Here is a 25397-nt window from a genome sequence, read left to right as displayed (position 1 = left end):
TGATAAAAAATGTTGAAACTAAATAAATTGGAGAGCGCATCTCTCCTATAAGTAAACAAAAATCCCGCTATTATAAGCGGGATTTTTAATAAAAAAGCCCATTATTTCTTATTTTCAACTTCATAATTACAAATGCTTACCTATCGTCCGTTTATGCATTGTTAATGGTTCACTCATTGTCTTATTTGTATATAACTAAAGCGAAGGATTAAACATAATAAACCTAGGATTCTCAAATAAAGATCCTTCTTGTAATGTTGCATCTAAAGTACTTTCTAATATCGGAAAGTCAAAAGATAACGGTTTTTCGCTTAAGGATTGTAGAGTTTTATCAGCAAAATCATAGGCTGATTGTAGTGTAATCTGAGATTTTAGTATGGTATCTTTATGTTTGTCTGTTCTTCCGTCTATCCTCTTTATAATGTAACGGCCTTCTATTACTTGTCCGTCATTATATCGCCGGTATGTTTGTCTAAAAATGTAACGAGCTTGCATCATTCCTGTACCTCCAGTTTGGTCTCTATATATAATCGGGAAGCACATACAATATGTTTAACATCTTTCAAGCATCCTTGTTCTTTTTATAAAGTCCTGCTGCACGAGTAGCATTACTCCACGAACCGAATAACCCATGAACAGTATCTATAGAAGGACGTATCCCCTTCTTCACGTATTCTTGAACGGTTATATATGCCTGATCCCCTGCACCTCTTTGTAGTGCCCGAATAACCTGTTGCTTTGTATACTTTTCTGCAACTTCACGATTAATAGGAATGCCCGCGGCCTTTAATGCCCTGTTCCAAGTACCAAACCTTTTTCTTATCGTGTTTAATGTTGGAGAATAATTTTTCTCTTTATAAAGGTTATATGTGATACTATATGCATTCTCTTGGTAGTAGTGCTGCAGTCGTTTGATTATTTCCTCTCTGGAATAACTTTTTGCAAACTTTGCATTTGTTTGTCCAATCCCCGCTTGTTTCAATGCGTTTGACCAACTTCCAAATCGATTAGAGTAGGTTTTGTCGGATGGAAGCCAACCTAGCTCCCTATATTTTATAATACTCAAAGAACCTCCACACTCTGCAGCAGCTTTCCTTAAAGTTACGAGTAACTCTTCATCCGAGTACTTATTCATTGGATACACCTCTTTAGTAATTTAAAAAATCTGTTCAGTGCTTTGTTTTTTACTAGTAAATAACGGTTGTATCGTAAGGAATATTGTTCGTTTTAGTACTACTTATTACAAAACCAAGCTTTGATGCTTGATTTTCAAAAAGAGCTTTGGCTACAATACGTTAACCTAGTCCACCCTTGAGGTGCTTAGGTTACATACCCTTCTCTGCTCTTTGTGGTGCCAAAGTTCGTATCCTTATAATTTCTATTTTTATGTAAGAGGAAAGCAGCTTTTCTAGCTTTGTCTATATCCAGTTTGTAAAGAGCTCTCCAATGACCTCTTTTCTAACATTTCTGGCAAATGCGAGGGGTTGTACCAAATGGGGATGAGTGCCACACTGAATTAAATATTTGAATCCCTGGATTTTGACATTAAATTTTTAACGTCTGATGTTTTCACAAGCAAAACAAAACCGATCATAAAATGATCGGTTCTTCTCTGCAGCACAGGCAAGTACGGGAATCTTATTTAAACCAGCCTTTTTCCTGAAACCGGGTAATGGCTTCAATCCGATTGGTGACTTCTAGTTTTTCTAATATTGTTGAAATGTAGTTTCGCACCGTTCCAGCTTTGATAGAAAGCTGATTGGCGATCTCCTTCGTATTTTTCCCATCGGCAATAAGGGTCAACACCTCTTTTTCACGGTCAGTCAGCGGGTTATCGTCACTGTAGGCATCGTCCACAAGTTCAGGGGCATATATTCGCCTGCCTGCCATCACACTACGGATGGAGCTTGCCAATTCTTCACTTGGACTGTCTTTCAGTAAATATCCTCTGACCCCAGCTTTCACGGCACGCTGAAAATATCCTGTACGAGCGAATGTGGTTAAAATGATCACTTTGGTACATGATTCTTTCAGTTCTTCCGCAGCTTCAAGTCCAGTTTTTACTGGCATTTCAATATCCATAATACAAATGTCTGGTTGATGCTGATGAACAAGCGAAATCGCCTTTTCTCCGTCGCCGGCCTTTCCGACGACTTCCATATCCTCTTCCAAATTAAGAAGCAGACCCAGTGCTCCCAGCATCATTTGCTGGTCTTCCGCAATCACGATCCGAATCATTGATCTCCCCCCTTTTCCGTAGATTTTATAACATTCGGCACTCGTATGATTAACGTTGTCCCCTCCTCTATAGATAGCTCCATACGTCCGTTGACAAACTCAAGCCGTTCTTTGATTCCTAGTAGCCCGTGGCCTTTTGTTTCTTCATTTACTTTTATTCCTGCTCCGTTATCCCTTATGGAAATGATAACTTCGTTTAATGATTGTTCGATGGAGATATAACAGGTGGTAGCCCCACTGTGTTTAACGACATTGGTTACCGCTTCTTTCAAACACATGCTCAAAATATTTTCAATCAGCAAGGAAACATTCGTGAGGTTTACTTTTTGTACACCTATATATTCAATTTGCGCTGCTTTAAGTAGTTGTTTCACATTGACGAGTTCTTCTTCTAATCGAATGCCTCTCATTTGAGACACCATTTTCCGGACTTCATTTAGTGCTGTTCTAGCTGTCTGCTGGACGTCATTCAACTGTGAACGGGCCTGTTCGGGGTCTTTTTCAATTAACTTTTTGGCCAAATCACTTTTAAGCCCGATCAGTGAAAGCTTTTGTCCTAAAGTATCGTGCAGATCACGGGCAATTCGCTGTCGTTCCTTCTGTTTTACGAGTATAGCATTTGCATCTTGCAATTGTTCCTCAAGCTGCTCGCGTTTTTTTCGGTTATATAAACTGAAAGGCATAAAGATGATACTAATCCAAATGATAATAATAAAAGGCAGTTGTTTTAGGAACTGATCATCCTGAAAAACGATGTTGAAGTTAAAAGAGATGGTCATGCTGACGAGATGAATAATATATAAAGCAATAAAAGGAATCCGCTCTTTTATATTACCAATAAAAAAAGCAAGAAAAAACGCAAAATAGACATAGTTATAAAGGCTTGTCATGGTAATTGAAATTGCAATTAGAATACTAGCCCATCCGTAAACAGGCCACCCTTTTGATATGAAAGCAAAACGATATGAAATAAAAAATAAAATAGTCAATAAAATACCCACCACAATGGCTTTCGTGGATGATGATTGAAAAATAAAATAAAACGGCAAAATACTAAAAACACTCCAAACATACGGAGAAATCCCTGTATTTCTTTGAAACAGCTTATATATCTTTTTCATAATGAAACCTCTTTTACAGTGTTAAATGCCTATCATGATTTTATCACAATGACTCTTCAAGAAAGAATAGAGTCCTGAAAACAAGGGTTTGACCCATGCTTTCAGGACTACGTATGTTATGTGCTGCTTAAACTGATTTCAAATAGGCGTTTACCTTATTCTTTTTTGATTTTACCTTTTGAATGCCTCTAAAGCTAATAAACGTTCTGCTCTCTTCATCCCAAAGACGGAAGCAGAGGGAACGAAGGCTTGAAGTAAGAGTGATCGTTTGTACATTTTGGAATGTGGAATCGATACTGTGAACATCTTCCAAGTTATAATTCGGCACCCTTGGGCTTAAATGATGAATATGATGAAATCCAATATTCCCTGTCAGCCATTGCAGTACTTTCGGAAGCTTATAGTAAGAACTACCATCTATAGCGGCTTTCACATAATCCCACTCTTCCTCGTTTTCAAAATAAGAGTCTTCAAATTGATGCTGCACATAAAACAGCCAAATACCAGCAACACCCGATATGAAGAAAATGGGACCTTGAACAAGCAAGAATGCCTCCCAGCCAACGGTCCAGCAAAGTAAAGCGGCCAACGCAGTGATAGAAAGGTTTGTTATATATAAATTTATGCGTTCTTTGAATCTTGCTCCTTTGCGGTTAAAGCGATTGGTAATCAGGAATACGTATATTGGCCCTAGACCAAACATGATGATCGGATTGCGGTATAAACGATAAATGATGCGCCTCCAAAAAGATGCCGCTAAATACTCATCTACCGTCATGATCCAAATATCACCTGTACCACGTTTATTTAAGTTACCACTTGTAGCATGATGGATGTTATGTTCATGCTGCCATTGGTGATATGGGAACAAAGTCAGGATCCCTGTAATCGTTCCCACTATTTTATTGACTTTTCGGTTTTTAAAGAAAGAATGGTGGCAGCAATCATGAAAAATAATAAAGATACGCGTCAAAAATCCGGCACCAATGATCGTTAAAGGCAAAGTGATTAAATATGAAATGGACAGGCTTTCGTAAGCCAGGTACCAAAGTAGAATAAAGGGCACAAGCGTATTGATAAGCTGCGCTACACTATTTTTCGTATTAGGTTTTTCATATGGAGCAACTTGTTTTCGTAAATTAATAGCATTTTTTTGTTTTAACATTGCTTATGGTTCCCTCCCATTTGTTCTACTCAAGTATACAGATGGGAGTCTTTGCTTTTAAGACATACGTGTCATCCTCAAAGTATGATATTTGTCATGTATATGTTTTGCTATACTGATAACTATGTAAGGGGGAATATGGAATATATAAAGCGAAAGGCTGGGAATTTGATAACGACGTACCATGTTTCTTTGTATTTTTTAGTAAACGGAAAATATGTATAAATGCATCCAAAAAGCAAGACATGAAAAACCAGACCTGCTACTCAAGTCTATGTGTATTAGTACTGACGTCAGTAAAATCCATTCGAAATACGGTACGTGAAATTAATTAAACTTAATTTATCATGGATGAGGTTCGTAACCTCTGATTTCATGGCTTCTGTTACTAACTCCATCCACCTGAATCAAGAGGCTCTTCAATCTTGTTTTTCGGTTCGAACCGATTTAATTTTCAATTCGCCACTCTTTTGTGTGTTTAATCGTTATTGTCTTTACTTTGGTTTTTATTAATATCACAAATATAACTAAAAACAAAAGCAAAAACACACTTGTTTTCAAAAGTGTATTTTTGCTCTTTCAATCATTTGAAATTCCATTATTGAATTAGTACCATCCGAACCATTCACCCCATCGTCCTAACCCAAAAGGAACAGCTAGTCCCCAATAAAAAATAAAGTAGGCTCCTCCTAACAAAAGAGCGGTTGTACTAATTAACTCAGCTTGATGAGGTTTTTCTCTTGCCCATTGTCCTAAACGCTTACCAAATAACAAAATGATAAGCAAAAATATAATCACCATAATCGCAATTTGACCAATGCCTTGAACACTCATCACAAAGGCTCCATAGAGAGGATTACGTGTAGACGCAGCATAGGCCAGGAAATCGCGAAATACACCAAATGGACGCCCCACAGTGAATAGCCCTACTTGTAACCCCATTAGTCCAGCTTTTGTTAATGAATTTCCGAAGAAACCCCTAACATGTAAAGGGATTCTCGAAATCAACCTATTGAAAAACCCAAGTGAAATGCCACCCCACATTAACATAAAAAGACCTAAAAGTGTAAAGGTTACGGTCGCCTGAGAAAGCCGGGTTCCTCGTTCATTGTATTTTTGGACAACTTCTGATCCCATGGAACCCGTGTAAAAACCATAAATTGCAGTAACCAATAGGACACCTAAACTAAAAATACCAAGTGCTTTGAGGGCTGTTTTTCGAGTAGAAGTCCGATCTGTGGCACAAGCCAGGGAAGGTAGCATAGAGAAAGTTACACAGTTACAAGCAGTAAATGTTGCGGCAAGTCCTGCTGCAAAGGCAAACAAGACACCAAAACTAAACCCTCTTTCCTTAAAAGAGCCTGCTGCTTGGCTACTCTCACCTACCATATTTTTTGCTACAATATCATGTCCAAAACCGTCTACTAAGTTGTAATTCCAAAATCCAGCTATGATGACACCTACTGCAATCGATAGTAGTGCCCAAATAACCCGCCGACGTACTGGGTAAAATGATTGGGTTGCTAAATAAATACTATTTGAACCTTTTTCTGTTTTTAAGTTCAATCCTTTTCCTCCAATAATGATGACAAGTTTAAATTGCTAAATGAGATAGATGCCCGGAGGGCCTGGTTTTTTTATGTGCATAATTAATAACTCCTTTCTTTGTAGTAGATAAAGAAATGAAATTATAAACTATTTTTAGTGGAAAACATGCTTAATGAAAAGTGAGTAAGTTTTAAAACTTACTTAAAGTGGTGTGGGAGATTCCGGGGCAATTTCGAAAAAGGTAATAGATTTGAGAGATTAGTTAATTTGTAAAGATCTTGATGTGGTTCACTCGTTTGCTTGCTCTTTTCTATAACCCTATTACAATTTTGGTTACATTTACACTGACATTCCTGTTTGCACATTTTTTCACCCCCCTTCTCTTCCTATAGAGCTGAAAAAAAGTTTAAAGGTTAGTACCAATATGATAATCGCTCAGTATTATGTTCTCACAATCATCTTTTGTTTGGTGTAATATCGATATGGGATAGTGAAAAGTAAACTGATTATAAAGCTTGCGTAAAATTGCGAATTAGGAATACTAGAGTTTCTAAAAATAGCATCAATCAAAGCAACCATTATGGCAAAGATAATTCGCGCTTTTCTGCTTTTCGGTGTAGTTTTTGGGTCCGTAATCATATAGAAACTAAATAGTTGCAGGGAGGCACCCATGATAGGTCCAATTGCTGACCAAAGGGGTTCTTCGAAAAAGAAATGTCTTATTAGGCCAAATATGAAAAATCCAAATAAGAAAGAAAGTACGGTATCAAGTCGATTAGCTAAATAGGATACAAAAAGACCCAAAATCAAAATGGTTACCATTACACCTATTCCATTTGTCCACTGTTTGGGGGTACTCACAGCAAACTCCGGTAAAAAGAACAATATAATAACTAATGCTAGATTATTTGGGTTAAAAACATGTCCACCTTGAAACCGGATAAAAAATTTAAAGAACATAGCAAGAAATGCAGCAAGAGCATATGGCCAAAGAGCGTAAGAACTTAGTAATAAACTTATACCTAAACCAGATATTACTGCACTTAAGGGGAATTTCCATTTTTTATATAGGAGTCTCACTAATATTAATTCAGTTATTGTAGTACAAGTAACCGATACGATCATGGCATTTAATGTTTGAAAAAAACCTAAATAAATCTGTCCAGCTGTAAAAAACAAAGCTAAAAATAACAATAAGAAGTATCTTGGATCAACTTTATAATCACTCCAAGAAGTTACTGCACTCTTAGGTGTGAGGCTATTGATTTTTGAAGGCTCTTTGTCCATTTTTCACGGTCCTTTACGTATTCTATATTGTCAATTTATTGGAATTCCCCTATCCGTTCTCGTGTTTTGTTGTTGATTTATATAAGAAAGAGAAAGGTAGGACAAAAATTATCACACACCCATATTTTTAAGGTATCTAGAAGTTAACGTGACCTTTAAGACTGATAAATGGGGATAGAATATAAGGAACTCTCGTTCAAACACAATCATAACTACTACTTTGAGGAGGATTTGGAGGACTTGCATTTATTTGTATAGTGAGGAGATAACCAGGGCAAACCTGTAAAAGGATATCTGTGTGGATAGGAACTAAAATGATTAAGTAACAACTGAACAGTTTCCTCTTTTTGTCTATCCTTTTTAATTGATTTAGATCCACAACTCGTGGGATGCTGACATTGACATTTATGTTGGCACATATGTTCCGCCTCTTTTATTTCTTTCTTAACATGTTTGTTAGTGGTTTATTCAGGTCTTCTCTTCGGAGCGCAAAATCGATATTTGCTTCAAGAAACCCTAATTTATCCCCCACATCGTATCTTTTTCCTCGAAATACATATGCGAGCATGTTCCTGATTTTACTTAATTGAATTAATGCATCTGTGAGCTGAATCTCTTGGTTTTGATCCGGAAAAATTTTTTCAATCAGAGGAAAGATTAGAGGGGATAAAATGTACCTTCCTATAACGGCATACCGAGAGGGAGCCAAATGGAGTGCAGGCTTCTCGACAAGGGTCTTAATAGGGATAATTCTGCTATTAGTAATGTTTCTAGGATGTATAATCCCATATTTTGAGACATCACTATCCTGAACGTGTGACACCCCAATTACTGGGGACTGGTGGATTGTGTATATACGAATCAATTGTAATAAGCAAGGAATCTTATTCTTTACAATATCATCCCCAAGTAGGACTGCAAAAGGTTCATCATCTTCAATAAAAGGCCTTGCGCAGAGAATCGCATCACCCAATCCTTTTGGGCGCTTTTGTATAATGAATTGGATTTTTGCCATTTCTGACAATTTCTTTAGTTCATCTCTTAATTCAAATTTTTTTCGTCTTTCAAGAATTTCTTCAAGTATATATGATCGATTAAAGTGGTTTTGAATGGAGCTGTCTGAAGGATTAATAATTATAAAAATTTCTTCTATTCCTGATGCAATAGCTTCTTCTACTACATACTGGATTGCAGGCTTATCTACAATTGGTAACATGGCTTTAGGTTGGGCCTTTGTTGCAGGCAAAAATCGAGTTCCTAATCCAGCAACAGGAATGATGGCTTTACGTATCTTCAAGGAGATATCCCCCTCTACTGTTTAGAATTACAAAGAGAGTTCAACACGTTCCTCAAGTGATGTATATTTTCTATTTCTTGAGAAAGAGTTCTTTCAAATCTTTTAATAATTCTTTCATTCATGGCCTTCCATGTGTTTAAATATTGAGCTTTAAGTAACATATTCCCTAAGGAAATCCAGTTTTGAGAAGCCTTAGTAATAAATGATAAGTCGATTGTAGGGTAATAACGGTGCAACAAACGAAAAAAATTATACCTTGAATTTCCAACCTCTTTAAAAGCGTTATACCAATCATCTATCTCATCTTCGTCTTGCCCATCGCCATTAACACATTGTAAAAACTTATTGGTCATTATTGAAAACGCATTAACCCCTAATTCTCCTCGTAACGATACATTAAATAGTTTCTCACCGCTCATTATCGTACACGTTTCTTGAATGATCTGGATTAAATCGTGGGTAGTATACTCTACCTGGTTATTTTTTAGGAAACATAAATTAATTTTCAAGGACTTAAACTGTTCTAAGTAAGAGCTTACACCCGATACAATCTCTTCGTGCGTCATTTCTCCTTGAAAATGAAAAAAATGATCTGTTACAAAATACTTCTCCCCCATGCGTTTATTGATTTCAATAAGATGTTCGTGATGCTGATTATGATAGCTATTGGAATGCTTTAACTCATAATTATCAACGGTTACGGCTAGAGAATTCCCTTGCTTTAAATAATAATCAACCTGATCCATACATGTACCTACGTCAAAAAATTCATGTTCTTCAAAGTAACAGTTTAATATTTGGTCTTCTATTGGTTTATACCTTGAGTCTATAAGAAATCCGTCGTCGCCTTGATCCTCAAAATAAAATCCCGCTTGATACCATATATCATCTATTTGTACGCCTTGCTGTTCAGCAAGAGAGGTAATGGCTAATTGAAAGCATGACAAAGTATTATCCTTAATTATTCTAGGTGGATTTTGCAATTTCTTCACCTCTTCAATACTCAAAAGTAATACTAAAAATATGCATGGAAGGATTATCTTCCAATTCAATCTTGTTTACTCTTGTCTTTTTATTAAAATCAATTCTTTGGTACCATAAATTTGAATTCATATGCTTGTTAATTCCCACTTCCGTATGAATGCCAGGGAAACGGATAGCTGGTTCATTTTCATTGAAACGTGGAAGGGGGGCAATCCAATCTGTGAAGGATAGTGTACTTGCGTATTTCTGTTGATTATCATAACAGAAGTTGATTTTCTCACTGAAGTCACCGTTATTCGAGGCTCCGATAAAATGGATGGTCTTTACGTCTATTGCAGGAAAGTGAAGGGATTGTCCTTCAAGTTCGATGTTGTCTCCATTAGATGTCAATAAAAACTGAAAAGGTACATTTTTATAAACAAATACCTTATCATACGGAATATATTCCGCAGGGAAAGAAGATCCGGATACCGTAAACTTCCCATGTATATATTCTTGTTTATATGTGGAGCCACGATTATTTAAGTACGTTGTAATATTTAATGGCTTATACAAACAATGGTCACCTTGCTTTCCGTTCAAATAAAAGTCATATGAAGATAAAAGATTCTCAACCTCTTAATATAAGAGGTTGAGAAAAAGTATGGAAGTGCCGCTGTTTATAAGTGGTATAGTCAAGTCAAGTCAGGTCAAGTCAATGAGGGAGGTAGGGGGAGTAAAACAAGTACAAAGTACTTGTATCAGGGGTTTTAAAGATATCGACACCTTAGTGGTTATTAGGAATTCATTTTCTTAGCCATTATATCCCCCCCCTTTCTTGTACTAACACGTTCCATACATATATCGTAAAAAAATGCTGAAGTTATTGATAGGGTTTTATTGCTACGTTAACTGCAAACCATAAGAATGTTCTTTTCTAAATCCTCAAATAAAAAACCCGACACAGAACCGGCATTACTGAAATCGTATACCTTGATTCCTTTCTCTTTTAATTTTCTAAATGATTCTTCTATATCTAAACTATAAAAAGTGAAAACAGGATGTTTGGGTTTTATCTTTTCTTTGGATCTCCAAGTAAGCAAAGTTAAGTTGACGCCATTCATTTGCAATTCAACAAATCCTTTAGATAAGTCTTTTTTACGTATTGAGAAACCGAGCATTGTCTGATACCATTCACTAGCTCTAGCCAAATCATCAAAATGAAGAAACAAACAACAAACGTGATTTTCAAATGGTTGGTTAATCATTAAAACCATTCCTTCTTTCTATAATGAATTCATCCATGATTAAGACATCTAAACCTAAATGGATATAACTATTTATTGCATCCTTTGGAGATTCTACAATGGGCTCTCCACTTCCATTAAAAGAGGTGTTTAATAAAAGGGGGATACCGGTGAGGTTTTTATAATGCTCAAGCAATGCATAAAAGATTGGATTACTTTTGCGGGTTACTGTTTGAACTCTGGCCGTCCCATCAATATGACTAACCGCTTCTATTTCATGAGCTTTGCTTGGTTGTATCTCATTTACATAAAGCATATGGTAGGAGGAAACAGCGTCCACAAAATAATCCTGTAGGTATTCTTCCATGATTGCTGGCGCTAACGGCCTGAAAAATTCTCTTCGTTTAATTGACTGATTAATTCGCTGTCTCGTCTCTATTTTTCTAGGATCTGCAATGACACTTCTGTTTCCCAGAGCCCTTGGACCAATTTCAGACCTTCCTTGATACCATCCAATGATCTTCCCTTCATTTAAAAAAGCTGCAGTATCTTCAAATATGTTTTTGGAAATACGGTAACAAAGGTGTTCCTTGTATTCTTCTAAGGTTTTTTCCATAACCTCTGCATCATACTCTGCTCCTAGATAAGGGGAGAAAGGCTCTTCTTTAGGACTCCATGGATTTTGAAGCTGAACATAATATAGATATAGTGCGCTCCCTATTGCGCATCCTGAATCCGCCGAAGCAGGAAAGATATACACCTTCTCAAACGGTGTTTCTTTCAGAATGCGAGAATTGGCAACACTATTTAAAGCAACTCCTCCTGAAATACATAAATGTTTACTTTTTGTCTTTTCATAAATGCTGAAAGCTAATTGAATAAGGAGCTCTTCTATGTGATATTGCACAGCTCGAGCAAAGTCCGCTTTGGTTTTGAATGAATTCTTTGAAAGAGAGAGTTCATCAAGAATAAACATTTTCAAATCCTGAATGTCCTGATCTGATTGCAGAAACCCATGGTGTGGACTATACGTATAAAACCGATGAAAATCGTCAATATACCGATCCGAACCATAAGAAGAAAGCCCCATTGTCTTCCCATCCTCCAAAAAGTGAAACCCTATTGCTTCTGTTACTGCACGATAAAATCCACCCAGGGAATTGTTAGGTAAAAACTCATAGACATTTTCTTTGCTTTTATTGCCTTTATGAATAAAAAATTTGTTCAGCTTATTTCCTTCTGCATAAAAGAAACTTATAGTCTCATACTGGGTATTACCAATTTCGCTTCCGCTGCCGTCTATAACCATAATTGCAGCTTCGGTAAATGGAGAGGTGAAAAAAACACTTGAGGCATGTGTGAGGTGATGATTGTAAGTTTGAAGTTTATATTGGTATTTCGAGATATATCTAGGATCAATGATGTCATTGGTGGCAACATAATCAATATCCGACATCGTATAACCGGCTTGTTTCAAACAATACTTAGCCGCATAATTTCTCGCGAGTTTTACTTTGGAAGCATCAGGAGGAAATAGAGCATACTTCACTCGATTCAATCGCTCTTCTTCTATCGCATAGACAAGCCTTCCATCTTCTACGATACATGCTGAAAAATTATGGCCAGATCCTCCCAGGCCTAAAATTTTCATCGTCCCACCTACCATCTACTTTTGTAAGGCACTATACCTAAGAAATCCTTTGCGATTATTTCATAGAGGACATCCTTTTGTGGAGGATGAAATGGGCCTGCCAATACATCTTGGTATAATTTGGCTAAAGGACTTCGTGAAGACAAACCTCCAACTCCGACTGTCTTTAAGGCAAATTCAACTAGTTTTATCGTGGATATAGTCGTATATTCCTTTGTGATTAAACTTTTCTTTTTTAGTTCTTTCATTGTGGTGTACGATCTAGAGCTGTTAAGATATTCATTTATTGAACGGCATAATTCTAAAATCTGTGAATTGGCAGTTTCATTTAAAATTAACATTTCCGCAACATTAAACTGAGCTCCCGGGAAAAAAGCAAGTGGTTTGTCATGATGTGGGACTCGTTGTGATCGTATTTTCTGATACAAATATTGTAACGCCCTCTCGCCTATTCCCACATAAACGCTTGAAATCGCAAGTCGAAACAACAAACCTAATACATCAGTTTCCCTAACAAAGGCATTAGAATTTAGGATTACATTTTCTTTTGGGACAAACACATCCTCAAAAGTAATACTGTTGCTTTCCGAAGGTCCCATTGAGATGGAGTCCCAATCTTGATTGACCTTAATCCCTTTGGTTTCTTTAGGTATGATTAGGGTGATGATTCCATAATCATTACCTTTATAATTTTTAAGTCGACAGTAAACAGGTAAATAATTAACGAGGGGTTCCATGGAAACGAACCGTTTTATTCCGTTTATTAGATAACCATCTTCTTCTTCTGTAGCAGTTATACTATAATCTTTTTCTTTGAAATTTTTGGAATGGATAAAATGGAGGGAGGGTTCATTCAAGGAGGCAAACAATTTTTTTTGTTCTTTTACTTGATCCAGACAATCAGTGACAAACTCATTTTGAGAAGTGAAAAGTCGAATCCCCCAAACCGTGTATAAGTGCATGGCCAGGCAAAGCGCTGTATTGTGACAGATGGAAGAGAGATTACTGATAAAATAAAACAATTTTTGTGGTGTGATATCGGGATCCAAGGTAAGAAGATGGAAGTTTTGATCTATCAGATATTTAATTTTACCTTGAATGTCATTTTCATCAAATGTCTTAAGATAATTTAGCTTATCCTGCATTTCACTATTTCTCATAGATAATCCCCTAGTTAATAGATCTTATCTCCTTCTTCCATTTTTTTCGGTGGAAGTAGGAGACTTCGTATTTTCCCGTGTTTTTTGTTAACGGGTCTTTGTACAACATCCCCTCTTTTATTATAAAGGTGGGTGAAATTCGCAAATACTTTTTCAACAGTTTTGGTTGTAAAATGCATGGCAAATGATCGTCTAAAACGAGTGGATGTGCTATTGGAATTCGATCCATGAATTGTATTGCCATCAAAAATCACGACATCGCCTGGATTTGTTTTAATATGCACAATTTTAGTTTCATCTCCCGTCTCACCATTTACATTTGTTGAAAGTACACCATAAGGGTGAGTAGCTGGGAGATTAATAGAGTAAAGCCCATTTTTATGAGAACGAGGGATAAAACAAAGACTGCCGTTTGAAGGATCGCTGCCGTCTAAACTCACCCAAAGGGCTACATTTCGGTCAGGAATACAGCCGTTGTCAATGTTATCCTGATGAAAAGGAAGAGCTTTGGTATGGGGAGCTTTAAAAAAACAAGTCGTCCCAATGAGGAGTGGTTCACTCCCAAGAATTTCTTCAGCAATCGCAAAGTTTCTATCTTCAAGCATAAAATCCTTTAGTACTTCGTTTTCACGCTGCACTTCATGTAAAGTAGGGAATAAGCTTTCCATAGGATATTTAGAATCTTGCTGGATATGGCCCTTTTTCACTTTATCGATCCATAAATCCTGATATAAGTCGATTATTCTTTGCACTTCCGATGGATTGTAGACGTTTCGAATGATGAAGTATCCTTCCTCTTCAAAAAGTTTACGATCTTCAGCTGTTAAGAATGGCATATAATTCCCCCCCAATTAGTCAATTAAATTAGACAAGTAATCGTAGGCATCCTTAAGTGTGTGGATATCATCTAAATTTAAATTGTCATCCAGAATATCTACATCGTATTCCATTTCAAATTCAATAAGCAGTTCGATCACATTAGTGGAATCTAATCCAAGTTCTTCAAACGACTGGTCTAATTCTAATTCCTGCTTCTCTACAATCTCTGATACTAAATCTAAAAATCGGTCAATATTCATTTTTTCACCTCAATATAATGTCTTCAACTAGTTCAGCACTTCGAATTTCGGGTTGATAACCTTTAGTTTTTTTCATTAATGCCAACAATTGACTTGATTCTTTTCTTTCCATTGTTACTTGAATAGCATGAGCTAACCTTTCAGGAGTTAAATCCTCTGGGAAGATAAGCTCCGCAATTTCTAACCTTCGGCATTTATCCCCTAGTACTTCATGATCTCCTCCCAATGGAATGATTACCATCGGTTTACCGCTTTTTATAACATTTTGCAGGGTCCCACAACCCCCATGTGTAACAACAATATCAGCATAAGGAATAAGCTGGTCATGAATAGGTGTTTCTTGAATCCATTCCACATTAAGTGGTAACTCCTCCCCCCACCAATCTTGTGTGTCAGAGATAAGGAGTTGAATATCCATATTGTTAGCAAACAAATCAATGGTTGTTTCAATATAACGGTTCATTGATTCTCGATATTCCAATCTTGGAATAGAGGACGTACAAACAAGAATTTTGGTTTTATGAGTAGCAAGAATTTTTTTGATCTGGGGAGATAATGTGTTTTTTTGATAGTTAATGTTACCAACAACATAGGTATTGGGAGGAAAATAAGTGGTGATTGTTTCATCTATCAATTCGGGGTAGACCATGATTAGGTGAAGTTGGCTGGAAAGCCCCACCAAATCACCTCTCGTTCGATATAGCTCACTGTCCAAGGGAGGCAATCCGATTCTATTTCGTAAGGTATTCAAATGATTTGTATATTCATTTCTAAGTCGTCTGTTCACCTTTGCTCTTCCGGGCATAAATTCTTCAGGTAAAGGAATGGTTGTCTGGAAGCTGACCCAAGGAATGTTTAATTTTTCCGCTACATATACAGGTGGACTTTGTGTTGAATCACAAATGAATAGATCAAACCTTTTTTTATCGATTTGGTCTATAATTTCCGAGTAAAATTCATACAAGTAAAGATTCGGTACTTTATCCCACCCTATGGAAATAAAATCCAATTCGGACTCACAGATCATTTTCTGATTACTGGTATGACCGAGCATTACTACATGGTGCCCCTTCTTCTTTAACTCCATTCCAAGCTTAATACCGGGCAATAAATGACCTAACAACCGTTGAGTGCTAATTAATATATTGGCCAATCCTAACCACCTGCCTCTCGAAAATAGACTAGCTTTTCTTTATGTGAGTGGTATCAAACGTTGCAGACGTGGATGAACAATCTTACCATCTTTCATAAAGAGTACCTCATCAAAAAAAAGACAACCCCCACCATCTTCTTTTAACAAAGAAAGGACAAGATCCATATGTACAGTAGAATCGTTTCCGTTATAGGAGGATTTATACGATTGTCCAAGAGCTAGGTGAATGGTTCCTGCCATTTTTTCATCATACGCAGAAGTGTAAACAGGCCTTACGATAAAAGGATTAAGCCCAATTCCAAATTCACCGAATATACTTGCCCCAAAATCGGATTGTATAATTTGTTGGAAGTGAGTATCGTCACTGGTTACATAATATTCGAGTGATCCATTGCAGTAAAAAAGTTGAATAGTTTCAAACGCCGTGCCAAACGAGTGAAATGGGATGTTAAAGGTAATATAACCATTTACGGATGAAGGAATGGGAGCCGTATATACCTCCCCACCTGGTAGGTTATGCTTTCCCATGCACATTGAAGGATTAACTCCTTTGATCGAAAAGCGTAAGTCCGTTAAAGGCGTTTTAATATGAACTTGATCGGTCTCTTCAAGCAAATTCATCATCTCTTTGAAGAGAGGATAATAGCGGTTATGTTCCAATAGCCCAACCGCATCATTAAATATATGGTTAAGTTGTTCTAATGATTGAGAGCTTAGTTGGGCGAGAGCAGTAGAAGGAGGATGTAACAATAGCCATTTGGAAAGGGACTGAGCGGTAAGTAAGAGAGGTTCATAAAAGTATTTATAATACACTTTTAGACTTTCTGCTGAAACATCTTTTAATTCATAGAGGTTTTCATCCGTGGTTAATCCAATGAACCCATTCATCTCTTGAAGCAACCGTAATTCTTTTTTTAGCAATCCTCTATAGGTTCTCGCTGTGCTAAATTTCACAATCGTTTTCCAATTGGATATCGAAAGTTGATTCAAGTAAACAGTAGCTCCTACTTCCTGTACCTTCTGTATAATCTCGTCTACTAAGTTTGAATCACCGATACTATAGATATAGATTTTGTCTCCACGCTTGATTTGTAAAGACTCATGAACAGCGGTATGAGCAACATTTTGCAATTCTCACACTCCTAGCGATTGTTTCATAGCCAAAAAGAATCTTTCTTCATTTTTATAGGTCTGAGTGACATAATCAACAAGTTTTTTCTTATAATCTTTCGAAGGCTGCCTTTTCCATTTCATCAGAACCCCCATAATAAGAGACCAACATTTACATAAATAAAACAGTTCTTCAACCCACAGCGGGTTAACGTACGGTTTTGGAATAATCCCTCGATTGACGGCCAAAAGCCAAAGTTCTCTTAGTCTACGGAAATAATGAATATCAAATTCAAGTGTTTCAATGTATTCAACAATAATAGATGGGCTTGTTTCCTGTAAAGAGTCAACAAAATCCTTCAAATTCTCCAGGCCACCATGAGTAGTCATATTTTCGACAGATGATCTCATCAATTCAAAACAAACTGAACTCCAGTCAGCGTTGGATGACTCTTCTTTTATAACTTGTCCTATCCCATAGTTGGAGTCACATAACCAGTTAGATTGGAAGTTATCAAAATTCACGTGCCCCAAATGGCCTTGAAAGTAACTAGGATGTCCTGCTTCGTCAATCAGAGTGAGCTTACCCTCATCCGCATTGACAATCAGGGACCAGTGAACAATATCAAACGTTTTATAATAGCTGGAGTACGTTGTCTCAAACGATTTGTAAAAAAGTAAGCAATAGCCATTCTTGCTTATAGAATGCTGAATCTCTGAAATGATCTTCTCTTTTGGAATCGAGTGCTTGGTTTGCAATGACCAGCCAAGATTTAAATTTGGTTCAGATCTTCTCAGTTGAAGATCCTTATGGGAACAATCAAAGGGACTTAAGAAGATTGGAAGAAGGTCTTTTTCTTTACGCCATCGAAGAACCTCTTTAACCGCTAATTGTTTGCAGTCGAGCGTTCTTTCGCAAAATCCATCTTTATCCGGGAACCTCCAATCCACAACTTTGGGATTCGTTAGAAAGTCTTGTATCGATTTTGAGTGCATCAAACAAACTTCCTTTCACTTTTATAAGTTTCGTTCAACCAATTTGACAATACTCTCAACCGATTCGAAGTTTTGGAGGACAATTTCTTCATCTTCAATCTCAATATCAAACTCATCTTCTATTTCCACCACAAGGCGAATAAAAGTCATCGAATCAATTCCCAAATCCAATAGATTACTTTCATGATCGAACTCCACATTGTGAAGAACCTTTTTTAAGCAATTCATAATTACTTGTTCATTATTTGACATCCTTTTCATTTCCTCTCTACGTTTAATTTCCATTTCATTATAGGTGTGTTATGGAGACGATTCTCAGCTAAACTTATCCATTTTTTGTTGAACTAAGTAATCTTTGAACATGGCATTGATTCGTTTTTCAATTTCATAAATTCTCGAAAACCCTTGACTGATCTCCTGAATGATTTTACCCTGCTGCATTGTTTGATATTTAAGAGATAAACTTCTCAACTTCAACAACTCTTTTTTCGTATTACATTGGAAGTCAATTAACCGTTTGAGAACTGTATGGTTTGGATACTCTCTTGACATAAATTTCATCATATCGATCGATAATTTTTTATGTTGGATCATTTTGTAGATATTAATGTTCCATAAAGCATACTCCGATTCCGGCAGAAAAAAGGCCTGCCCGAGTTTTTGAAAATACAAAAATAGGAAATAGTAAACGTAAAAACCGTTAGCAAAAGCTCCTTTGGCGCTCACGTCTTTTGAAATTGCCTTAGAACGATCCAGTGCAAAGAAAAGAGTAGTAGTATCCAATCGAGGGTTGTAGTGGGGATTTAACTGTAGGGAACTGATGGGGAATCCATAGTGGGCGAACCAGCGCTTGTGATGAAGATGGTTTTGTATAATGTTCTCGATGTGTTTATGACACTCATTAAACGGGAGTTTAAATTCTCCAAAGGTCTTCCCATTCACATCAAAACCAAGACCAAGGAACATTTTCTCATCTTCATTGAAACCGTAAAGGAGCGCCTCATGAATCATATCCTTTGTTCCGTTAAAATATGTTGAGCCCCGTATGTGTCTCCAATTCAAAAAAACAAGTATATATTGATCACTGTTAATACTGTTCTTTATGGATTCAACCCAAGAAGATGATTTTATTAACCGTTGTTCGATTAAAAGCTCTGAATAAATTTCAAGGTGCTCTTCAAGTCGAACCATGGGAAACTGTAACGGATTTTCAATAAGGATTTTTAAGTTCGTAAAGTGACTATGTATCCACGGCCATAATCGCTCTTGGCTCTTAACGATACTTAGCCTGCAGTTGTGATAACATTCTGTAGACAACCCTGGGTTTTTATGAATAGGTAGTGATTTACTTTTCATCCCCTATCCTCTCCCTAAGGTAGGTTGGCCAATTTTCCAAGTTATCTCCAAAAGTATATAAAATAGCTTCAACCCAGCGATCCACACCGAAGGCAGTACATCCTGAAGAGACATTTTCCCCCTGCTTACCTTTAATTCCAAAAGATTGAGTTAGAACCTCGCCTACAAGGTTGAAAGACCCTATAGAAAAGCTGAGGTCTTCATTAGGTGAAAAGATCAATTCATATTTCATTTCAGCAGCCCGCTGAAATGCGATCCGATTGCGGTCATTCTTTATAAAGAATGGGTCATTGGCCGTTTCGATATAACCCCGTAAGCCAATTCGATTGAACAGTTCCCAAACCTCTTGAATGATATCTTTTCTTAGGTTTTCCACCTTCTCCTTACTCCCGAGATAAATGATCTCGTACATCGTAAAATCACGGGACCGATGAGCGCTAATTTTCTTGTCATGTTCATGGCGATAACACGATCCATAACTATAAATCACTTCAAGATCACGGTCGAAGCTTTGATCTTTTCTTTCATCATAAGCAAAATAACAAAGGCAAGGTCGAAGAAAATGCGAATTCACCTCAAATAAGTCCTCTACTTTATGACCCTTTTCCATGTTGATTCGGTATTCATCTAAGCGTTCCTTTTGGTGTCTAATCTCAGCTATACGATAAATATTTTGTGGAAAATGATACGCATACTTACTTCTTTCCATCAATTCAGAATCCATAAGTGTCGAAAAACGTGCTGGAGACCCTTTGAATTTCCGACTTATCTCATCCAGCATTTTTTTGATGCATTCATGCAGCCGAAAAATAACTTCTTTATTTACTTTTTGAGACACTTCCTTCTTAACGATAGGGTGTATGAGGTTATCGGCTAATCTTACTTTTTTTATCGTTCGTTCCCTATCGTTCAAGACGGCCTCTAATTGTTTTAAGAAGACTTTCTCATGGATTCCTTCATAATGAATGATGAGGTATCCACTTTTCCTTTCTACTTTCTTAACATCTGGATCTAAATAATAAATCTGGTCTATTACCTCTGAGAGATCTTTTTGTTTTATTTTATCTTCGGAATATCTAATGTACATTCATTCAACCCGCCTCTTCTTGAAGATTTGCATCCATTATATAAAGAGGGGTTTTTAATTGCTCTGCCAAAAAAGGCAAAAAGTAAAGTTTACCTTTTGAAATTCCGCGCAAAAAGCCGAGAGCTTTTATGTGGTATTTCTCATAATAAAAATGACATGTAACAAGAGGAGGATTTCCAATGATATCGGAATACGATCATCAAACAGTGCCCGTTTCACACCTTGAAAAATCAATCATTTGGTACCACAAAAAACTGGGCTACGATCTTATTACTTATAAACCCAATGACAAAGCGATCCTAACCATTAATGGAAAACAGTTTGTACAGCTCGTTTATAAGAAAGATCCTTCTAATTATAAAATGAGTGTATTAGTGATTCCGGATCTGCACCAAAAGTATGAAAACTTGAAAGGGTCGAAAGATAGTATTATTGATATAAACATCCCAAGTATCGGCACCGGTTACCTTTATAAAGACATGGATGCAAATACTTTACTCCTGTTTGCCCAAAGGTGATTATATGTCTGCATTAAAGGATCGTTCGTTTCCTATCAATGTCCCTTACTACATCCCTTGTGATTTTCCATTAATCAGTGAGACATTAAAGTCGAGAGGTTTATACGTCTCGTATACTCTCCTATTAAATTTAGATTTAGTGGGATTACCTGTATATTTTAAAGATCAGGAATTAGAAACAATGGATATGGAAATATGGTACGTTAATCAACTAAAATACAAAGGGAAATTCTTCTCTTTGTCTAGCCAATACTTTGATGACTATTCCAGCGCAAACGATTATCTCCAGCATCAACTCAAGGAGAGAAAGGAACCTGTTATTTGCATAGGAACTACCTACTATTTGCCTCATTCAAAAGATTACATAAAGAAATTCGGTGGTCATTTTCTCTCTGTTTACGAAATGGACTCTTCTCAGGCATATGTTTATGATCCTGTACCCCATAAATACAAAGGTAAAGTTCCTATTCAAGATTTCGAAAAGTTTTGGAAAGGCGCCATAAAGGAAAACAAAGACTTTTTCAAAGGAACATTTGGTACAATTGACGTAAACATTAAACAGGTCCCCACTGTAGTAACCAACTTGTACTTTGATACGTTAAAAACAGTTTCCTATGAATTCTTAAAAGGACAAATCCTTAAAAAAAAGGAAGGTTCCTATTATTATGGAAAAAGTTGCTCACAACAATTAATAAATGATTTGAAACAATCGGTGGGTATGCCCCCTGCAACATTAGAGGTGGTTTCAAAATGTCTTTTTGATATGAGGTGGAGCCGTTACTTTTTAAGGGATTTATTGCAAGAAGTTGATTACATTTACGGGGATACATATGAGATACTGGTTGAAACCTTACTTAAAATCATCCATCAATGGGAGTTGGCGTATATTCGGTACAACCACCTTGTCTTACGAAATCAGGTATCCCTTAATAAAGTACTTCCCATCATAAAGTTGATTCAAAATACTTATCATTTGGAACAGCGATTCCACGAAGAATTGTATGACAGACATAGTTCCTACCAGTTACTCGAAAAAGATAGTCATTTCGACAAAGAAAACACCTTATAAAAAAGCAAAACTCGCCCTTTGGCGAGTTTTCTTTATGCTGAATTTTTATCCCTTCTTTAACTAAAGGCACCCTTTAGTTCAATTTACTGTTCACTTTACGTTTCTATAAATGGTTTTTTACACTTTGTTTTAAGTAATCATACTGTTTCTGATTTGTATCTAAGAATGCTTCCTCTCTATTTGACGGAATATCCATATACTCAATATCTTCGTTGAACTGGGAAGCCGTAAAATCATAACGCTTACCGCTGATTTCATTATAAAAATGCCATCCTTCAGATAACATTGTCTTTTTTATCTCGCCACCCAATACGTCGTTAACTACCAATGCGGTCACACCACACTGTCCTCTTACTGGATTAACTTTAGTCCATTTTGAACTTGAGTTAATTGACCAAGAATTTAATAATACCTTTTCCATGTCTTCTATTAATGTTGATTTACTCATTCAAAGATTCTCCTTTATAGAGTTACGAACTTTTTTCCTTCTTTAACTAATCTGCCCCTTTAGTTCCATAAGAAAAAGCTGCCTTATAGACCGCTCAGATTTTCAGCGAACGCACCCTTAAGTTTAACAAGAAGCAGAACTATCTTAGATATCCTCCATTATTAATATCGAATGTTGCACCTGTATAATGCTTGGCTTTATCTGATAATAAAAAGACGACAGTATCAGCCACATCTTCAGGTAGGACAGGCGTATTGATGAGTTGGTGACTTACATACTCCTCTTTTCTCCAATCAGGTATCGTACCCATCATGGGAGTATTAACCATCGTAGGAGCAACAGCATTAACTCTGATGTATGGTGAGAAATTCATTGCACAGCTTTTAGTTAATCCTAATATGGCAGCTTTTGATAACCCATAAATTGCATCTGAACTGCCCTCCATTCCAGAAACTGAAGACATATTAACGATAACTCCCTTACGTTGGCTTTCGCACAATTTTTTACCGAACATTTGTGAGAGGTAAATAAACCCTTTAACGTTTATATCTAGGACTTTATCAATTTCGTCTACTTTATAATCCAGTATATTTTTTGCCAAATAAATCCCTGCATTATTCACTAAACCATCTATATCAGCATGTTCTGCTTCAACATATACAAAAAATTTAACGACCTCTTCATAGTTACTGACATCTAACTGATATGTATGTAGATCATAGCAATCATCAGTTGACTGTTTTAAATCATATAAGGAATGATCATTAATATCGCATGCAATTACTGAAGCTCCCTCATGTAAGCATTGTTTGACAATTTCTTTTCCTATTCCAGAAGCCGCACCTGTTACAATTAATTTTCTATGTTTGAGCACTTATATAGTTCCTCTCTATCTAGTATTACTCTAATCAACTAAATAGTATCATGATTATCCAATAATCTTGTTGAACTAATCTGCCCTATAATTGAAAAGAAAAAGGGATCCCCCCTTCAACATAAGCCCCCTTTAGTTGAATAAATTTTACTCTTTATATGGGTTTTTAAGTACCTTTTGCATAAATAGTTCGGGATTAACATTCTGTTCAAAACCATATTGATTATATAATGAATGTGCATCATTAGTAGCTAACATAAATCTACGAATTCCCTTTAGGTCGGAATGGCTAATAATAGTATTCATTAACCATTTGGATAGCCCTAATTTCCTGTATTCTGGTAATATAAACACATCACAAAGATAAGCGAACGTCGCTGAATCGGTAATTATCCTTGCAAAACCAACTTGTTCAAAAACATCTTTACCTACTTCACCTTTATAAACTCCAAAACATAGCAGAGAATTTTCAATTGCCTTTTTTACTGTTTGTTTGGGTATCCCCTTTGACCAGTATGCTTCTTTACTCAAGAAGTTGTGTATTAATGATAAATCTAAATAGTCTTTATTCGTAGAAATTGAAAATCCGTTATTAATCCACATATTTAATTTAATCCCTCCAACTTTCAAAATAATCTGTAATAAAATTAAACTACTGTTCAAAATTATTTTCAACTACCTGCTACGTTAACCCAATAAGAAAAAGCTGTCTCAACGACAGCCCTAATCCTCAACTATTGCACCCTATAGTTTAAGTAAAATCCTTCACAATCCTTTTACGCTACAACGCTGTAGGAGCATTAATTTGATCATCAAAATTTATTTCTAAAAGTTGTCCAGCTTGAACCAAGCCTGCTCCAAAACCGTACATAAGAACTTTGTCTCCATTTTTCACTTTACCCTCTCGGATTCCAAGGTCAAGCGCTAAAGGAATTGTAGCAGCAGATGTATTACCAAAGTCGACCAAACTGAAAAGGGTTTTTTCCATTGGGTATTCTAATTTTTCACAGATTGGCTCTATGATCCGTAAATTGGCACTATGAGGTACAAACCAATCGACCTTGTCTAAACTCAATTGCGTTTTATTCAAAATTTGTCGAACACTAGTAGGAACATTCCTTACAGCCCACCGAAAAACTTCCCTGCCATTTTGTACAAGGCAATTTGTATCGATTAACTCAATCTCATTAACCCTGTTTGAAAGTCCGGTTTGATATACATACTGTGCACCACTTCCTTCACTTCCTAAATGGAATCCAATGAAACCTTTTGATTGTTCATCCCTTTCAACCATTACAGCCCCAGCTCCATCACCAAATAAAACACATGTGCTTCGATCGGTATAATCCGTTATCTTTGAGATCGTATCGGCACCGATTACCAGAATCTTTTTGTGAAGTCGGGAGGTAATATAAGCGTTTGCTGTATGAAGAGCATATACAAATCCAGCACACGCCGCACTTAAATCAATGGCGCCTGTTTGTTCGATATTTAATCGTTCTTGTATGATACTTGCGACAGATGGAAATGGGAAATCTGGAGTGCTTGTTGCCACGATAATCATATCTACATCTTCGACTTTTTTATTATATCTGTGCATTAAATCCTTTACGGCAGCTACACATAAATCACTGGTAAATTCATCAGGACGACTAATTCTGCGTTCACGAATTCCCGTTCTTTGGATAATCCAATCATTAGTTGTTTCAACCATCTGTTCAAGATCGAAATTTGTTAGCCTTTTTTCGGGCACATATGTACCAATAGCAGTAATTCTCGCACCTATCATAGAACCCACCCCATATTTTTTATTATTAGTTAGTATTAGTACCTGGTGCTAATTATAGCGATTTATATTATTAAAAATCAATTTAAATTCCTTTTTTATAATAAAAAAGGTCACTCCTTATTGGAGTAACCTGCCTCTTAGTTGAAAAAGAAAAGGGGATGCCGCAGCATCCCTCTATCTTGAACATAAGTCCCCGTTAGTTGAAGAAGACCTGTAACCATATGACATTCATATTGACAGT

27 protein-coding genes are annotated in these 25397 nt (G+C 36.5%); 2 read left to right on the top strand and 25 right to left on the bottom strand.

Translation table 11 applies throughout. The annotated features are described in order from the left end of the window. Positions 1-195: 195 nt before the first annotated feature. The 21 genes from BLT53_RS22130 to BLT53_RS22030 all read right to left on the bottom strand — a co-directional run bounded on the left by BLT53_RS22130 (position 196) and on the right by BLT53_RS22030 (position 20458). The gene (locus tag BLT53_RS22130) at positions 196-498 is read right to left on the bottom strand and encodes a hypothetical protein (protein WP_090238923.1); all 303 of its coding nucleotides are present in this window, start codon (positions 496-498) and stop codon (positions 196-198) included. Positions 499-562: 64 nt separating this feature from the next. Further along, the gene (locus tag BLT53_RS22125) at positions 563-1135 is read right to left on the bottom strand and encodes a homing endonuclease associated repeat-containing protein (RefSeq protein WP_090238920.1); all 573 of its coding nucleotides are present in this window, start codon (positions 1133-1135) and stop codon (positions 563-565) included. Positions 1136-1638: 503 nt separating this feature from the next. Further along, a complete protein-coding gene (locus tag BLT53_RS22120) occupies positions 1639-2238 on the bottom strand; it encodes a response regulator transcription factor (RefSeq protein WP_090238918.1) in 600 nt (199 codons plus the stop codon). Next, the gene (locus BLT53_RS22115) at positions 2235-3359 is read right to left on the bottom strand and encodes a sensor histidine kinase (protein WP_090238915.1); all 1125 of its coding nucleotides are present in this window, start codon (positions 3357-3359) and stop codon (positions 2235-2237) included. The genes BLT53_RS22120 and BLT53_RS22115 overlap by 4 nt, the downstream gene beginning before the upstream one ends. A 127-nt stretch (positions 3360-3486) precedes the next feature. Then, positions 3487-4524 (bottom strand): Delta(5) desaturase DesA, encoded by a 1038-nt coding sequence (desA, locus tag BLT53_RS22110; RefSeq protein WP_090238912.1) that lies wholly within the window; start codon positions 4522-4524, stop codon positions 3487-3489. 606 nt (positions 4525-5130) lie between these two features. Continuing rightward, positions 5131-6090: a cytochrome c biogenesis protein CcdA gene (locus tag BLT53_RS22105; RefSeq protein WP_090238909.1), complete on the bottom strand. Its 960-nt coding sequence runs from the start codon at positions 6088-6090 to the stop codon at positions 5131-5133. Positions 6091-6513: 423 nt separating this feature from the next. Continuing rightward, positions 6514-7359, bottom strand: a complete 846-nt coding sequence (locus tag BLT53_RS22100; protein ID WP_090238907.1) for an RnfABCDGE type electron transport complex subunit D — start codon at positions 7357-7359, stop codon at positions 6514-6516. A 433-nt stretch (positions 7360-7792) separates the two neighbouring features. After that, positions 7793-8656 carry a UTP--glucose-1-phosphate uridylyltransferase GalU gene (gene galU, locus BLT53_RS22095; RefSeq protein WP_090238905.1) on the bottom strand — a complete coding sequence of 288 codons (864 nt, stop codon included), beginning with the start codon at positions 8654-8656 and terminating at the stop codon, positions 7793-7795. A gap of 14 nt (positions 8657-8670) precedes the next feature. Further along, a complete protein-coding gene (locus BLT53_RS22090) occupies positions 8671-9639 on the bottom strand; it encodes a hypothetical protein (RefSeq protein WP_090238902.1) in 969 nt (322 codons plus the stop codon). Positions 9640-9652: 13 nt separating this feature from the next. Then, the gene (locus tag BLT53_RS22085; RefSeq protein WP_090238899.1) at positions 9653-10195 is read right to left on the bottom strand and encodes a hypothetical protein; all 543 of its coding nucleotides are present in this window, start codon (positions 10193-10195) and stop codon (positions 9653-9655) included. A gap of 332 nt (positions 10196-10527) precedes the next feature. After that, positions 10528-10887: a VOC family protein gene (locus BLT53_RS22080; protein WP_090238896.1), complete on the bottom strand. Its 360-nt coding sequence runs from the start codon at positions 10885-10887 to the stop codon at positions 10528-10530. Then, entirely contained in the window at positions 10880-12517 is a 1638-nt protein-coding gene (locus BLT53_RS22075) for a carbamoyltransferase family protein (protein WP_170834473.1), read from the bottom strand. Before BLT53_RS22075 ends, BLT53_RS22080 begins: the two co-directional genes overlap by 8 nt. A gap of 8 nt (positions 12518-12525) precedes the next feature. After that, complete coding sequence (locus tag BLT53_RS22070) at positions 12526-13677, bottom strand: acyl-CoA dehydrogenase family protein (protein ID WP_090238890.1); 1152 nt, start codon at positions 13675-13677, stop codon at positions 12526-12528. Between the two features lie 14 nt (positions 13678-13691). Beyond that, positions 13692-14513 carry a phytanoyl-CoA dioxygenase family protein gene (locus BLT53_RS22065; protein ID WP_090238887.1) on the bottom strand — a complete coding sequence of 274 codons (822 nt, stop codon included), beginning with the start codon at positions 14511-14513 and terminating at the stop codon, positions 13692-13694. Between the two features lie 15 nt (positions 14514-14528). Next, positions 14529-14756: a phosphopantetheine-binding protein gene (locus tag BLT53_RS22060; protein WP_090238884.1), complete on the bottom strand. Its 228-nt coding sequence runs from the start codon at positions 14754-14756 to the stop codon at positions 14529-14531. Positions 14757-14760: 4 nt separating this feature from the next. Next, positions 14761-15909: a glycosyltransferase gene (locus BLT53_RS22055; RefSeq protein WP_090238881.1), complete on the bottom strand. Its 1149-nt coding sequence runs from the start codon at positions 15907-15909 to the stop codon at positions 14761-14763. Between the two features lie 39 nt (positions 15910-15948). Beyond that, positions 15949-17040, bottom strand: a complete 1092-nt coding sequence (locus tag BLT53_RS22050; protein ID WP_090238878.1) for an aminopeptidase — start codon at positions 17038-17040, stop codon at positions 15949-15951. 3 nt (positions 17041-17043) lie between these two features. Beyond that, positions 17044-18015: a hypothetical protein gene (locus BLT53_RS22045; RefSeq protein WP_090238875.1), complete on the bottom strand. Its 972-nt coding sequence runs from the start codon at positions 18013-18015 to the stop codon at positions 17044-17046. A gap of 21 nt (positions 18016-18036) precedes the next feature. Beyond that, positions 18037-18276 (bottom strand): acyl carrier protein, encoded by a 240-nt coding sequence (locus BLT53_RS22040; protein WP_244520538.1) that lies wholly within the window; start codon positions 18274-18276, stop codon positions 18037-18039. Positions 18277-18330: 54 nt separating this feature from the next. Further along, entirely contained in the window at positions 18331-19371 is a 1041-nt protein-coding gene (locus tag BLT53_RS22035) for a hypothetical protein (protein ID WP_090238869.1), read from the bottom strand. Beyond that, positions 19361-20458 carry an aminoacyl--tRNA ligase-related protein gene (locus BLT53_RS22030; RefSeq protein ID WP_090238864.1) on the bottom strand — a complete coding sequence of 366 codons (1098 nt, stop codon included), beginning with the start codon at positions 20456-20458 and terminating at the stop codon, positions 19361-19363. Before BLT53_RS22030 ends, BLT53_RS22035 begins: the two co-directional genes overlap by 11 nt. A 179-nt stretch (positions 20459-20637) precedes the next feature. Here BLT53_RS22030 and BLT53_RS22025 point away from each other — a divergent pair, with 179 nt between their 5' ends. Further along, positions 20638-20976: a VOC family protein gene (locus tag BLT53_RS22025; protein ID WP_090238861.1), complete on the top strand. Its 339-nt coding sequence runs from the start codon at positions 20638-20640 to the stop codon at positions 20974-20976. A gap of 4 nt (positions 20977-20980) precedes the next feature. After that, positions 20981-22045, top strand: a complete 1065-nt coding sequence (locus tag BLT53_RS22020; protein WP_090238859.1) for a cysteine peptidase family C39 domain-containing protein — start codon at positions 20981-20983, stop codon at positions 22043-22045. Positions 22046-22148: 103 nt separating this feature from the next. On the opposite strand, the gene BLT53_RS22015 is transcribed toward BLT53_RS22020, so the two are convergent. The 4 genes from BLT53_RS22015 to BLT53_RS22000 form a co-directional block, all read right to left on the bottom strand. Next, the gene (locus tag BLT53_RS22015) at positions 22149-22493 is read right to left on the bottom strand and encodes a YunG family protein (RefSeq protein ID WP_090238857.1); all 345 of its coding nucleotides are present in this window, start codon (positions 22491-22493) and stop codon (positions 22149-22151) included. Between the two features lie 139 nt (positions 22494-22632). Then, positions 22633-23367 carry an SDR family NAD(P)-dependent oxidoreductase gene (locus tag BLT53_RS22010; RefSeq protein WP_090238854.1) on the bottom strand — a complete coding sequence of 245 codons (735 nt, stop codon included), beginning with the start codon at positions 23365-23367 and terminating at the stop codon, positions 22633-22635. 147 nt (positions 23368-23514) lie between these two features. Beyond that, a complete protein-coding gene (locus BLT53_RS22005; RefSeq protein ID WP_090238851.1) occupies positions 23515-23970 on the bottom strand; it encodes a GNAT family N-acetyltransferase in 456 nt (151 codons plus the stop codon). Between the two features lie 178 nt (positions 23971-24148). After that, the gene (locus tag BLT53_RS22000) at positions 24149-25156 is read right to left on the bottom strand and encodes a ketoacyl-ACP synthase III (protein WP_090238848.1); all 1008 of its coding nucleotides are present in this window, start codon (positions 25154-25156) and stop codon (positions 24149-24151) included. Positions 25157-25397: the final 241 nt, after the last annotated feature.

The sequence above is a fragment of the Fictibacillus solisalsi genome (assembly GCF_900103485.1).
In the GTDB taxonomy this organism is placed as follows: domain Bacteria; phylum Bacillota; class Bacilli; order Bacillales; family Fictibacillaceae; genus Fictibacillus_C; species Fictibacillus_C solisalsi.
The sequence above is the reverse complement of the archived record's forward strand: the minus strand, read 5'-3'. Positions and strand labels throughout refer to the sequence as shown.